The sequence below is a fragment of the Niastella koreensis GR20-10 genome (assembly GCF_000246855.1).
Lineage (GTDB): Bacteria > Bacteroidota > Bacteroidia > Chitinophagales > Chitinophagaceae > Niastella > Niastella koreensis.
Genome location: NC_016609.1, coordinates 9,019,949 through 9,033,684 on the forward strand (window position 1 = coordinate 9,019,949; position 13,736 = coordinate 9,033,684).

The 13,736-nt window shown below is 42.8% G+C and carries 12 protein-coding genes; 4 read left to right on the top strand and 8 right to left on the bottom strand.

Annotated elements, in window-relative coordinates; translation table 11 throughout:
• Positions 1-62 precede the first annotated feature (62 nt).
• Entirely contained in the window at positions 63-983 is a 921-nt protein-coding gene (locus NIAKO_RS36185; RefSeq protein ID WP_014223479.1) for a T9SS type A sorting domain-containing protein, read from the bottom strand.
• Between the two features lie 492 nt (positions 984-1,475).
• Here NIAKO_RS36185 and NIAKO_RS36190 point away from each other — a divergent pair, with 492 nt between their 5' ends.
• On the top strand, positions 1,476-1,967 hold the full coding sequence (locus NIAKO_RS36190) for a hypothetical protein (RefSeq protein ID WP_041347711.1): 492 nt from the start codon (positions 1,476-1,478) through the stop codon (positions 1,965-1,967).
• A 107-nt stretch (positions 1,968-2,074) separates the two neighbouring features.
• Here the strand turns inward: NIAKO_RS36190 and NIAKO_RS37530 are convergent, their stop codons facing one another.
• Together NIAKO_RS37530 and NIAKO_RS36200 are read right to left on the bottom strand one after the other, a co-directional pair.
• A complete protein-coding gene (locus NIAKO_RS37530) occupies positions 2,075-2,500 on the bottom strand; it encodes a DUF4293 domain-containing protein (protein ID WP_014223480.1) in 426 nt (141 codons plus the stop codon).
• A gap of 125 nt (positions 2,501-2,625) precedes the next feature.
• Positions 2,626-3,906: a serine hydroxymethyltransferase gene (locus tag NIAKO_RS36200; RefSeq protein WP_014223481.1), complete on the bottom strand. Its 1,281-nt coding sequence runs from the start codon at positions 3,904-3,906 to the stop codon at positions 2,626-2,628.
• 325 nt (positions 3,907-4,231) lie between these two features.
• Between NIAKO_RS36200 and NIAKO_RS36205 the strand changes: the two genes are divergently transcribed.
• Complete coding sequence (locus NIAKO_RS36205) at positions 4,232-5,230, top strand: sugar phosphate nucleotidyltransferase (protein ID WP_014223482.1); 999 nt, start codon at positions 4,232-4,234, stop codon at positions 5,228-5,230.
• Positions 5,231-5,393: 163 nt separating this feature from the next.
• Complete coding sequence (locus tag NIAKO_RS36210; RefSeq protein WP_014223483.1) at positions 5,394-5,807, top strand: carboxypeptidase-like regulatory domain-containing protein; 414 nt, start codon at positions 5,394-5,396, stop codon at positions 5,805-5,807.
• Between the two features lie 202 nt (positions 5,808-6,009).
• Here NIAKO_RS36210 and NIAKO_RS36215 read toward each other — a convergent pair whose 3' ends face one another.
• The 4 genes from NIAKO_RS36215 to NIAKO_RS36230 all read right to left on the bottom strand — a co-directional run bounded on the left by NIAKO_RS36215 (position 6,010) and on the right by NIAKO_RS36230 (position 9,952).
• Complete coding sequence (locus tag NIAKO_RS36215) at positions 6,010-6,960, bottom strand: hypothetical protein (protein ID WP_014223484.1); 951 nt, start codon at positions 6,958-6,960, stop codon at positions 6,010-6,012.
• Positions 6,961-7,046: 86 nt separating this feature from the next.
• The gene (thpR, locus tag NIAKO_RS36220; protein ID WP_014223485.1) at positions 7,047-7,583 is read right to left on the bottom strand and encodes an RNA 2',3'-cyclic phosphodiesterase; all 537 of its coding nucleotides are present in this window, start codon (positions 7,581-7,583) and stop codon (positions 7,047-7,049) included.
• Positions 7,584-7,699: 116 nt separating this feature from the next.
• On the bottom strand, positions 7,700-9,010 hold the full coding sequence (locus NIAKO_RS36225; RefSeq protein ID WP_014223486.1) for an ABC transporter permease: 1,311 nt from the start codon (positions 9,008-9,010) through the stop codon (positions 7,700-7,702).
• 12 nt (positions 9,011-9,022) lie between these two features.
• Complete coding sequence (locus NIAKO_RS36230; RefSeq protein WP_014223487.1) at positions 9,023-9,952, bottom strand: ABC transporter ATP-binding protein; 930 nt, start codon at positions 9,950-9,952, stop codon at positions 9,023-9,025.
• A 157-nt stretch (positions 9,953-10,109) separates the two neighbouring features.
• Between NIAKO_RS36230 and NIAKO_RS36235 the strand changes: the two genes are divergently transcribed.
• Positions 10,110-11,108 carry a zinc dependent phospholipase C family protein gene (locus NIAKO_RS36235; RefSeq protein ID WP_014223488.1) on the top strand — a complete coding sequence of 333 codons (999 nt, stop codon included), beginning with the start codon at positions 10,110-10,112 and terminating at the stop codon, positions 11,106-11,108.
• A 155-nt stretch (positions 11,109-11,263) separates the two neighbouring features.
• On the opposite strand, the gene NIAKO_RS36240 is transcribed toward NIAKO_RS36235, so the two are convergent.
• On the bottom strand, positions 11,264-12,838 hold the full coding sequence (locus NIAKO_RS36240) for an NAD(P)/FAD-dependent oxidoreductase (RefSeq protein ID WP_014223489.1): 1,575 nt from the start codon (positions 12,836-12,838) through the stop codon (positions 11,264-11,266).
• Positions 12,839-13,736: the final 898 nt, after the last annotated feature.

Genomic DNA, 13,736 nt, shown 5'->3' on the forward strand with positions numbered 1-13,736 from the left:
CTCCTGCTTTTAAACAGGAGGCTCATTTTTTAGTATTTATACACCCCTTTAGGGGTCGGGGATTATTGTTTGCTCAGTTTGAAGGTTTGATCTTTAACCTTTACAATGTATAAGCCTTTTGGTGCAGTTACATCGATTGCAATGGCATTGGCTCCAACAATAGAATACTTAACCAACTGACCGGTAACATTGAATACTTTGATGTTGTTAGGCGTAAGGTCAGAAGAAGTAGCGCCGATCAGCTGAATTTCGCTGGTGAAAGGATTCGGGAATACCTTGGTTACAACACCAGCGCCTTTTTTGCTGTTCACGTATACTACTTTTGACAATTCGGCAGTACCATCGATATCGATCATTTTAAGACGATAGTAGTAAGCGCCGCCGGTGCCGGGGAGTACATCATTATATGAATACTTAACAGTTTCCAATGAAGTACCAGCTGCTTTTACTGTACCTACAGTAACGAAGCTTTTGCCATCGGCGCTTCTTTGAACTTCATATTGAAAGCTGTTTTCTTCCAGGGAAGAAGTCCAGGAAATGTTAGCCTCAGCATCTGTATTCAAACGGCCATTTAAAGAAGTTAATTTAATAGGCAGTGATCCACCTGCATCAGCCAGGTATTTACAGGTATAGTGAGTACCTGAAAGATCGAAGTCCACTTCAATATGGTGAACAGTATAAGTGCTGGCATAGGCAATAGTGGCGCCTCCAAAGGCATCTAAAGGAGTAAAGATCACATTATTCAGATCCGGAACAGGCTGACCACCCAATGCAGCAGGTTGTACCAGCGTAACCTTAGCCGCCGGATTAACTACCGGCCCATTGCCAATAAAGATCTTGTAATAAGGCGTGGTCCCGGGCACCAGGTAATACTTAGCCTGCATAGCTGCCGGACATGGTGGGGTTGGATTGACGTAAGGTTGTGCAAAAATTGTAGTTACATAGCATACGGATGCCATGAGTAAGAGGTAAAACTTTTTCATACATACATTTATTAGGTTCAGAAATAGAATACAATGCCTTGCCGCAGTTTTAAAAAACATACGGATAACGGTTAGCGGCATACACGAGGTAAAACCGCAAGGGCTTTAGACAGGAGTGGAACAGTTTGGGAGTAACAAAACCTAAACCGGTGGGATATACAAGGGATATGGACTAAATACAAAAAAGTTTTAAACAGGGAATATGCAACAGGTAGGAAATTCTAACAGATATTGGAATAATTAGCTACTACGTCAGGGAGAAAATTCGATACAGTTGTCGTACGTACCTTTATTTTAATAGGGGGTGGATATGGTGGCTAAGGTAATAATAAAATTTAGATTTCAAAATCATTTGGAAGATTAAATTGTGATTGTGAGTGCGTTGGGGGATTTACGAATGCCCATAGCCGATTTCCACTACCTGTGTTACCACCCTTTTAACACAATCAATACACCTGGAATGCTAACTTTGCAAAACTTATAGCCAATTGAATGTGTAAATTTTTAATTTCTTTATTGTTGATAATCATTTCTGTAAGCGCTCGTTCACAACAAATAGAAGTGCCGAAGCTTATTGATATGCTTAACTGGACCCCCAAACGAATAGATACCACCCTTAAAAAAGATGGGTACCTGTTGATGCAAAAAGACATTGATTCAACCAGCTCTTTATACCAGTATTCCTGGTTTGATAAGCAGGTGGATGGCAAAGCCGCCGTACGGTCTTTTATTTTTGCTGATGCGCGCGTACGGGACATGAAAAGCAGGCTGATAACCTATCGTACTTATATAAAGGAAGAATACCAGGAAATAGCCGCCTGGCTATTGGCCAATAACTATCAGAGTACCGCGAAATTCGATTTCAAGGAAGCCCAGCATACCTTGTACAGCAATGGCACCTTTACCATCAGGGTAAAAGTGATTACCACCGCGTTGAAAGACGGGAGGAAGTTTATTGCGTATGAGTTGGAGATGGGGAAGTGAGTTGTGAATAGTGAGTAGTGAGTGGGTTGCTGAATTTCGAAGTGTTTGACAAGGCAATGACTGCCGAAACGTTTTGAGCTAACTCACTACTGACAACTGACTACTCACTAGCGAAGCCTGTCTAAACTTTTCACCAGTTTCTCATCTTTACGAATGCCTCTGATAGCAAGGAATAACAGGATGGGGATGAAGATGGCAAATACCGCCGTAAGGTCAAATTTACCTTCGCCCGGAACATACTTTTGGGTTTCGGCAAAATATAGTCCAAGGTTTAACAACGATACTAACAGTGTTATTAAAACGATGCGCAGCTGCATTTTTCTGATCTTGTAAAGGAAAATGGCAATAAGCGATGCAATGCCCACACCGGCGGTTAAGATCAGCAGCAGTAAGTTGCTTTGCGCGGTTAACGATACAAAAGCTTTCGGTTGATTATCCTTAATCAAATTGCCGCTGTAAAACGAGAGCTTTATACTGCAAAAAGCAGCAGCAGCGGCCAGCAGTAACCAAACTGATTGCAGACGTTGGATCATGGGTTAACAGGTTTGAGTAGTGAGTAAGTAAGGTGAGTTGTGAGCGGTGAGTTGTGAGTAAGCTCGCGAAAGATCAGATTGCTGAAAATCCGGGAACCCACTCACTACTGACTACTCACTACTGACTATCCTAATTCAGGATACAACGGGAACTGTTTCATGAAAGCATATACATCATTCTTTACAGTGGTGATGTTAGCTTCATTATCGGTATCCATTAATACTTTATCGATCATGCTTACTACTGTTTCCATATGTCCTTCATTCATACCGCGGGTAGTAATGGCAGGAACACCTACGCGGATACCACTGGTAACGAATGGGCTCTTATCATCGAATGGCACCGCATTTTTGTTAAGCGTAATGTGCGCTTTATCCAGGGTTTCCTGTGCTTTTTTACCGGTTATGTTCTTGTTACGCAGGTCAATCAGCATCAAGTGGTTATCGGTACCATTGCTTATGAGGTTGTAACCGCGTTTTACAAAAGAAGCCGCCATGGCCTGGGCATTTTTAATGATCTGCTGGCCGTAGGTTTTGAACTCATCGGTGAGGATTTCACCAAATGCTACAGCTTTAGCAGCGATCACATGCTCCAGTGGTCCGCCCTGCATACCGGGGAAAACGGCCAGGTCGAGGCAGGAGCTCATGGAGCGGATATTGCCTTTAGGGTCTTTAATACCCAGCGGGTTATCAAAGTCATGACGCAGCATGATGATACCGCCGCGGGGTCCGCGCAATGTTTTATGGGTAGTGGAGGTTACAATATGACAATGGTCAAAAGGATCGTTGAGCAAACCTTTAGCAATCAAACCGGCGGGGTGGGCGATATCGGCCATCACCAGGGCGCCAATTTCATCGGCTACGGCGCGGATGCGTTTATAATCCCAGTCGCGGCTGTAGGCAGAAGCGCCGCAAATGATCATTTTGGGTTTTTCCTTTCTGGCAATAGACTCCAGCTGGTCATAATCAACCAACCCGGTTTCTTTATTTACCCCGTACGACAGTGCCTGGTAGTTTTTACCGCTGAAGTTGGCGGGGCTGCCATGGGTAAGGTGACCACCCATGCTCAGATCGAGACCCAGGATCTTGTCGCCTGGCTTTAAACAGGCTAAGAATACAGCCACATTTGCCTGGGCGCCTGCATGGGGCTGCACGTTGGCCCAACTGGCGTTAAACACCTTTTTCAGGCGCTCGATAGCCAGCGTTTCAATTTCATCTACCACTTCACAACCACCATAATAGCGTTTGCCGGGATAGCCTTCAGCATATTTGTTGGTGGGAACAGTGCCCATGGCCTGCATGACCTGGTAAGATGTAAAATTTTCGGAAGCAATGAGTTCTATACCATTTCTTTGACGTTCCAGTTCTTTCCTGAGAAGGTCAAAAACAAGCGTGTCTTTTTGCATGGCGCAAATATAAGACAAGGCAACGAGGCAACAAGGCAAAAAGGCATCGAGGGAAGGGCAACAGGGCGGCCTGCAGCAAATTAGACATGTTATCCTGTTTCTCGTTGCCTTGTTGCCTTTATCCTATCTTTAAAGCTAACAAACGCTAATAAAATAATTTTTACTATTTTCACGGCTTTGAAAAAAAACAAACCACTTGTTTTTCAAGTTATAACAGTGCTTAGCGGCCTAGGAAAAAAAGAAAGTAGCAGTTTTATAAAAAGCATGGATGTTTCTCCGTTTGCCAGTTGGCGAACGGAATGGCTGAAAAGCAAATATTTTTCAAATGAAAGCAATCATTCCCGTAGCAGGAGCAGGCACAAAACTGCGACCCCATACGTATACACAACCAAAGGCACTGATACCCCTGGCTGGCAAAACTATCCTTAGTATCACCGTTGACCAGTTGCGCGATGCAGGTATCAGTGAATTTGTTTTCATAGTCGGGTACCTGGGCGATAAAATACAGGACTATGTAAAAGAGAAATACCCCGAACTGAAAGCCTGGTTTGTTACCCAGAGCGAACGTCACGGTATTGGCCATGCCATACAGTTAACCAAAGACATTGTGGGTGACGACGAAATGTTCATTGTACTGGGCGATACCATCTGCGAATATGATGTAAAGGACCTGCTGGATATGCCCTGCTCGGCATTGGGTGTAAAACGGGTTGATGACCCCCGCGATTTTGGGGTAGCCGAACTGGGCGAAGATGGATACATTACCCGGGTGGTTGAAAAACCACAGATCCCCAAATCGAACATGGCCCTGGTAGGCATTTACCGCATTAAAGAAACTTCCTTCCTGTTCAATTGCCTGGAAAGCAATATCATGAACCAGGTGATGAGCCGTGGTGAATTCAGCATAACCGATGCACTGGAATGTATGATCCAGAATGGCGCCCGGTTTCAGCCGTTCAAGGTGCAGAACTGGTTCGATTGCGGTAAGAAGGATACTTTACTGGAATCGAACGCCACTTTGCTAAAAAAGTTTGGCGGAATTATTTCACCTGAGCACAATTTTGAAAATACCATCATCATCCCCCCGGTAAGCGTGGCCGAAGGTTGCGATATCAAAAACTCCATTGTTGGGCCCAATGTTACCATTGGCGAAAAGACCACCATCAATTATTCAATAATTAAGGATTCTATTATTGGTTCATTTGCAGACCTCTACGATATTGTATTGACAAATTCCCTCATTGGCAGCGATACCGAAGTAAAAGGTGAAAGCCGCAGTTTGAATATTGGAGATAACACTGAAATAGATTTGGGCGAAAGCTGATAAAATATTTCAGCGTAAAAACCAACTTAACTGGGTAAATTTTGAGTACCTTCAAGCAAGGAATGCAACATAATGTACGCGCATTGTGTCTTTATGTTTGATTCCGGTTGAAAATGATGGCAGCTGATGTTTGGTTTTGCCAACCTTTTAAACACTAATTTTTATGAGAGGTAAAAAGAGTTACCTGTTATTAGCAGCGTTATTGCCTCTTTCACTGCTAACCAAAGCTAACGGCGATAATGGAGCTCGTAAATCCACAGAGCCGGTCTTACAGGGTTGCGTAGCTGACGCAAGCACCAAAAAGCCTGTACAGGGCGTAACCATTTCTATTTCCACTTCTAAAGGACAGGAGAAGAAAGAATTCACTACCGATGCATCGGGCAACTTTAAAGTACCACAAATGCCGGTAGGCGAGGTGATCATTATCCTGGAAAAGAAAGGATATAAAACTTCCCGCCGCGAAGGCATCATTATTAAAGAAGGAGTTTCTCTTAAAATGAGCTTCGATATCACCAACTTACCAACAGACGACGAAAGCGATGTTTTTCATCCTTTCTTCCGGATGATGGAAGGGTAACGAGAATAAACTAATTATAAAAAGAGGCCAATTCATTATGAATTGGCCTCTTTTTATTTATGGGCTTTTGGGTGAGTTGTCGGTGGTCAGTGGTGAGTGAACTCGCGATTGTTCGGATTTCCCGAATTTCGGGGACCCACTCACCGCTCACCACTCACGAAAAAAAGCCTCCCGGAGAACCGGGACGCCTGTGAGAAAATCACTAGTCTGTATGCGTATCCGAATGGTCCTGATGGTTGATTTTCATTTTACCATCTTGTTTTTTTATGGCTATATTCTTTTTCTTAAGATACTTGTTGTATTTATCAGTAACTGACTGCGGTTGTTTTTTGTCGTTAATGAACAGGTCGCCCGATTTATATTCGATGCTATAATCTTCTTTGGTGTTTAGCAAACCATCCTTTTCCATTTCGTATATCATTTCCTGGTAGCTCTTCATTTCTTCCCTGGCTTTACCAACTTCTTCCCGGGCATTATCCATGTCCTTCTTGAAATCGAATTTCTGGTTTTTCATTTCTTCTTTTATCCGGGCCATTTCCTTTTTGGCATTGTCCAGTTCTTTTTGAACATCCAGCCTGCTTCGAAGTTGCGCTTCTTTCAGCTCTTCTTTCCATTGTTCATTCTTAAGCGCATTGTCAACTTCCCTTCTGGCATTTTCAAGTTCCCGTTTGATGTCTTCTTTATTTACCCGTTTTACATCATCCAACGACTGGTCGAGGTCCCGTTGAATTTTATCGAAGTCAATCTTGCGAAGCGATTCTTCCACCTGGCGATGCATCTTCTCCACATCTATATGTTTAACCGCTTCATCAACCTGTTGCTGTATTTTATCAAAATCTATTTTATAGATCGATTCTTCTACCTGTTTGGAGATGGCTTCCCAATCCTTGTCTTTCATCTCTTCCAGCTTTTCTTTGGCTTCATCCAGCTGGCGCAATTCTTTATCCAGGTCGCGGTCATTGGCATCGTCCCTGGTTATTTTACTTCTTTTTTGTGTAGGGATGGTATCGGTGTAATGGTTAGCAATGTGATAATCCCGTTGGCCATCGGGAGCCGGTGTTTGTTTCGGTCCGCCGGTAAAGGCCAGTAAGGTAACTACACTACCTACCAGCGCCAGGGAGCCCCAGCGGATACAAGATTGATTTAAATTCATGGTTGTTTATTTAAATTGACTAATTACGACGTCCTTCGTATAAATATACGATGGATTTCGTAAAATGTTGCATGAGGCAGAAATTATTAATTGTTAAATGGAAATGAGCAGGCAATTTCCCATACCTGACCGTTATGACGCAACAGCGAAATGGCACCGGCTATAAAGGAAGCTTCGTAATTTATTTGTTGAAAATGCTGCCAGGCCAGCGGGAAATCTTCTTTGCGCAGATCGCGGTTGGCGATGGTAACGTGGGGATGAAACGGCCGGTCCTCCTTTTTGATGGGGAAGCGATTGCTTTGCAACAGGGTTGTTTCCAAAGCTGTTTTTAATTCATTTAATGGCTCGCCGGGCAATACATCAACATAGATCACCCGGGGCTTAAAGGCCGCGAAATTTTTTAATTGAATAGGGAAGCTCTGCCGCCGGCTGGCAAAAGGCAATAATAGTTCCTGCATTTCAGTCTGTAAACTATCGGGCAATTCGAAAGGCGGAATGAGTGTAATATGCGCCGGCGATTTCAGGGCCACTTTACATTGGAAATGCTTCTTCATGTAATGTTTCCATTGCAATACCTGCTGGTTAATTTCTTCGGGGGCAACTATAGCTATGAAGTGAAGCATTAGCTTACAGGTTTGTTAGTTATTTAGTTCGTAAGTTATTAAGTTCTTAGGTTTGGGAACCGACGAACCCAAGAACTTAATAACCCAATAACCTGCAACTGTTATTCCTGAGGGAACTAATTTTTACGGAACGCCCATTTAATCATTTCTTTCCAGGTAACCTTCTTCCCATACATCAGGATGCCGGTACGGTAAATTTTTGCAGTTAACCAGGCAAAGAGCAGAAAGCCCAATACCAGCAACAACATGGAAGTAATTAACTGGCTCACTGGTACATCGTACATAATGCGGCCCATCATCACCACAGGCGATGTAAGCGGAAATAAGCTGCCAAAAATAACCAGAGGAGAATTGGGTTCAGAAATGGCCTTGGTCATAATAACGAAGCCCAGAATGATCGGCATCATGATTGGGAACACCATCTGCTGCGCTTCCTGCTGGTCGTCACTCACCACACTTCCTACCGCAGCAAACAGGGAAGCATATAAAAGAAAGCCGCCAAGGAAATAGAAGATAAAGCAACAAATGATCAATGCCCAGGGAACGGAATGCAAACCTGTGCGCATGTTTTCCATCATGCCTGCTGCGCCGGCCACATTAGCACCTGGTCCCGCCTGCGGCAGGGAACTGGCATCGAACCCGGGAAAAAAGAGCGGAAGTATAAATTGTAACCCAACAATAAGCAGGATCCAGATGGCGAACTGGGTAAGACCTACTGCGCCAATGCCAATGATCTTGCCCATCATTAACTGAAATGGTTTAACGGAACTTACCATTACTTCAGCAATGCGGCTTATTTTTTCTTCCATTACACCGCGCATTACCATGGTGCCGTAGATGAGCATAATAACGTATATAAGCATGCCACAGAAGAACGCCACACCCGAGGCCACGCCGGCCACACTTTTCTTTTCTTCCTTACCTATTTTCATTGTGTTTTTGACAGATACATCGGACTGAATAGAACGGTACTGTTCGGGGGTAATATTTACCGATTGCAGCCTTTTCAGCTCAATGGCATTGTTAACTGTTTTTTCAACTTTGTTTTTAAGAGTAACCGATACCGGCGACTGGCTGAAGAGTTGAATGTTATCGGTGTTTTGGGTAATGTTCATGGGCGGAATGAGCAACAGGTAATCATAACCCATTTTTTTAAAGTTCTCTTTTACCGAGTCAGTCCCCCGTCCGGCGATAAATTCATATTGTGATTGATCGTCTTTGGCGTTCTCCACTTTACCATTGAACAGGTTGGCCTGATCTATGACGGCAATCTTGTTTTTTTCACTGCCACCACTCATGCCAATAGCGATGATGATTGCATAAAAAACCACTATAATAATAGGTACCAGGATGGTCGTATATACAAATGATTTTTTCTTAACCCGTACCAGGTATTCACGTTGTATTACCAATAATATTTTGTTCATGACAATATCGTATTAAGCAGTTACGGTTTCAAATTGACGGGCGAGGGGCGTGCCATGCACCAGTTTTATAAAGATGTCGTTCAATGAAGGCAGTATTTCCTGGAAGGAATTGATGCCTACCTGTTTTCCCAGGTAATATTGCAGCACATCGTTACTGCGGTAACCCTCTTTTATCTTTATTACCTGTTGTTGTTTGTTTTGACCAATGATCTCAAATGGGGCATCGGTTGCCGGCGGATAGTCATCGAGCCCAATGGAAAATATAGCTTCCTTGAACTGTTGCTTAACCCCGCTTACCGATCCATCGAGGATCTTTTGTCCTTTATTGACGAGAATAATATGGTCGCATATTTCTTCCACCTGCTCCATCCGGTGCGTACTGAAAATAATGCTGGCGCCTTTTTGTGCGAGGTTATATATTTCTTCTTTGATAAGGTTGGAATTCACCGGGTCCAGCCCGCTGAACGGTTCATCGAGGATGATGAGTTTGGGATCGTTTAAAACCGTGGTAACAAACTGCAGTTTCTGCTGCATCCCCTTGCTCAGGTCTTCCACTTTTTTGTTCCACCAGCTTTGCATTTCAAATTTTATGAACCAGTGTTTAACCCGTTCAATAGCGGTTGCTTTGCTAAGGCCTTTCAACTGCGCCAGGTAAATGGCCTGGTCGCCGATCTTCATTTTTTTGTACAATCCTTTTTCTTCAGGCATATAACCAATAAAGGCGTTGTCCCGGTCGGGGTTGAACGGTTGTCCATCAAAGATGATGTCGCCTTCATCGGGGAACAGGATGCCGGTTATCATTCTGATGAGTGTGGTTTTGCCGGCACCGTTTGGTCCCAGTAAACCAAAGATGCTGCCGGGCTCCAGGGAGAAACTAATATCATCCACCGCTTTCTGCGAAGTATAATATTTTTTAAGATGTTTAACGTCCAATCTGTTCATTGTATGCAAGCTTTTGCCTTGTCCACCGAAGCCTTGGCGAAGGTGGAAGGAGGGAAACAATAGATATAAGGTAACAAAACAGTTAATTAGTAGCAAAAAAATCCTAATTGTTACGCACGCATACTATATTTATGCAATTTCAAAACAAAATAGCAGCATGAAACGACTGATAGTAGCAGGTAGTGTATTAATTGCAATAGGTATTATCTGTAGCAGCTGGGGCTTCCTGGGCCACCGTACCATTCATCAACTGGCAGTTTACGAGTTACCACCATCGATGCGTATGTTCTTTCACCACAATATGAACGAGATTGTAAAGCAATCGGTGCGGCCCGATCAGCGACGCAACCAGGACAAAGAAGAAGCGCCCAAACATTATATTGACCTGGAATTGTATGGCGACTCTGCTGCCTGGAAAATGCCGCTTAAATGGGAAGATGCATTGAAGAAATATGGTAAAGACAGTTTAGCTCATTGTGGTTATGTGCCTTATTATGTAATCACCATGAAAGACAGGTTGACCGCTGCTTTTCGCAGTGGCAACAAAGACAGCATTTTGTTTTATGCCATTGACCTGGGCCATTATATAAGTGATGCGCATGTTCCCTTACACGTATCGGAGAATTATGACGGGCAAATGACCAATCAAAAAGGATTACACAGTTTGTGGGAGTCAATGATCCCTGAATTAGAAATCCAGCAATACGATTTGCGCAGCAAACACAAGGCGCATTACCTGAAGCATCCCGAGCAAAACATCTGGAAGGCGATCCGTAAGTCGCAGGGCTTATTACACGATGTATTTGAACAGGAGAAAGAAGTAACCAAATCATTTACCGAAGGGGAGAAGTACCGCGTGCAAATTCGCAATGGCAGGGAAAGTAAAAGTTATACGTCGGCATTTGCTAAAGCATATAGTGCCAAACTGGGTAAAACCATCAATGAAAGAATGATCAGTTCTGCCAACCTGGTTGCCGACTTTTGGTATACAAGCTGGATTGATGCCGGCAGCCCCGATTTGAACAAAGCATTTCAAACAACAGCATCCAAAGAAGAAAAGGAAAAGTTGAAAAAAGAATATGGTGCCTTCAAAAAGAATAAACTGTTAGAGAAAAAATTATTAATATCAAGACAAGGGTACGATAAAGAAGATTAAGATTGGGGATATGTAGATTTAAATCAACAAAAGTTTATTAGTTTTTTAATTCATTAGTTATTGAGTTCTTAAAATTAAAAACCTAAGAACTCAATAACTTAAAAACTTACAAACTGCAACCAGCTATCAGAAACAATTGTTAGTATAACATTATATCAGGCTCCCAATAAAGCCACTATATTTTCTGCAACGCGTTCCCCATCCATTGCAGCACTAACGATACCGCCGGCATAACCAGCACCTTCGCCACAAGGGAAAAGCATGTTGATTTGCGGATGCTGGGTTGTTTCCCCATCGCGCGGAATACGAACCGGCGAAGAAGTTCTTGACTCTGTAGCAACCAGCACTGCTTCATTGGTAAAATACCCGCGCATTTTTTTCCCGAATTCAATAAAGGCCTGTTGCAAAGAGGCTGCAACAAAGGACGGTAACACCTCTTTCAATGGTGCTGAAGTAATACCAGGTAAATAAGAACAATCAGGTAAGGAGGAAGATAATTTCCCCTGAGTAAAATCAACCATGCGTTGAGCGGGCGCAACAAATTTGCCACCGCCATATTGAAAAGCCTTACGTTCAACAGCTTGTTGAAAATACATCCCCGATAATGGGGATGGTTTCTTTTGAAATTGTATCACATCTTTGACCTCAACGGCAGTAACAATGCCCGAATTGGCAAAAGGATTATTCCGTTTACTGGGCGACCACCCATTCACAACCAGTTCACCTGCACTTGTTGCAGCGGGAGCAATGATGCCACCCGGACACATGCAAAAAGAAAATACACCTCTGTCATTTACCTGTTGTACAAGGCTGTAAGCGGCAGGTGGTAAAAAATCATCGCGTTGCTTTCCCGGGGCGCAATGATATTGTATGGTATCGATAATGCTTTGTGGGTGTTCTACACGAACGCCAAGCGCAAAAGGCTTTGCTTCAATAAGAATATTTTTACTATGAAGCAATTCAAAAATATCCCGGGCCGAGTGGCCGGTAGCCAGGATCACTGCATTGGCATGGAAGGTGTCGCCACTGGCAGTTTCAACACCGTAAATGCTACTATCCTTTATTAAGAAGCCGGTTACTTTTTGTTCAAATAAAAACACGCCGCCACAAGCGCGGATCTGTTCCCTTATAGCAGTGATGATCTCAGGCAATTTGTTGGTTCCTATATGTGGGTGTGCTTCGTACAGGATCTTTTCCTGTGCGCCAAATTGCACCAGTATATTTAATATGCGTTCTACATCGCCACGCTTGGTACTACGGGTATATAATTTACCATCGCTATATGTACCGGCGCCACCTTCACCAAAACAGTAATTACTTTCCGGATTTACAATGCCTTCTTTGTTTAATGCGGCCAGATCTCTGCGTCGTGCACGCACATCTTTACCTCTTTCCAGCAAGATTGGTTTAATGCCCTGCTCAATCAGTTTGAGCGCAGCAAACAAACCAGCGGGGCCTGCGCCTACAATGATAACCTGTTGTGTAGCGGTTGCAACATCCTGCAACAAAATGTTTTTAACAGTTCGTTGTGAGAAGGGCTCATTTACAAATGCGGTGATCGTCAACATGATCCATGCCTGGCGGCCTCTGGCGTCAATAGATCTTTTAATAACCTGGAAACCGGTAATGGCAGAAGCTGACACGCCTAAACTTTGTGCAGCATATTGTTGTATAACAGATTCGTTGGCAGCTTCGGAAGGAAGAAGCTTTAAAGTGATTCGTTGTTGCATAGTGTTAGGTAGTTAACCTAAAAATTATTGAAGGGCAAAGGTAGTAAGTTACGATTCACAAAAGTGTTCCACGATACATTAGAAAGGAATTAAAGAAGGATTCGTTACTAAAACGGCTTGCTAATGCAGTACAGCCATTTAGCTTTTTGTAATCATTGAGCGGAAAATTTTTTATAATGATTGATAGGGGAAGGCAGGTAATTATTTATAAATGAATTGAGTTAACACTATAGGATACAAAATTATACCGCTACGTGTTATTGCTTTTTTAAAAATACCTGAATACCTTGGGCCTTTTATGCTTACAAGCGTTATTCGGTATTGGTGTATTTAACGCTAATGCAGTAAAAAGTTAATCTATAACCTTTTTTCATTTAATGCAATGGTATAGGTGTTTTTTTATTTTCATAAGGAAGGAAAAAAAAGAAGATTAATATTTTCTGCATTTCAAATTATTTGTACCTTCAAGAGCATCCAATAAATAATATGAAGAAAGCATTGTTTGATATTACTGCGCTGTTGTCTTTCTTCATTCGCATTTCCTGCAAAACCAAGTCTATAAAATCCATTCAATGTAAACCAGGAGCTTCACGGTCACGGTCGGCAGGCCCGCACATTAAAATTTCCCGGGCATATAAGAAGATAATAAGCACTGCTGGTAATAATGGTGTCGCAAAACTACGTAGCACAGGTTGTCAGATGTTGAACATATGGGGTGCCGTTTTTTGCGATTCATCGTTTGTTTCAGCCGTTGCTTACAGTTTGGAACAGTAACTAAAATCTGCGCATAATAATTGCATTGGATAGTTATTGATGGGAATTATTTTGACAGTAAAAAATAAAATAAAATAATAAGTCAGGCCAAGTGTAGAATTGTCAAAAACTAGTGAATAAAAAA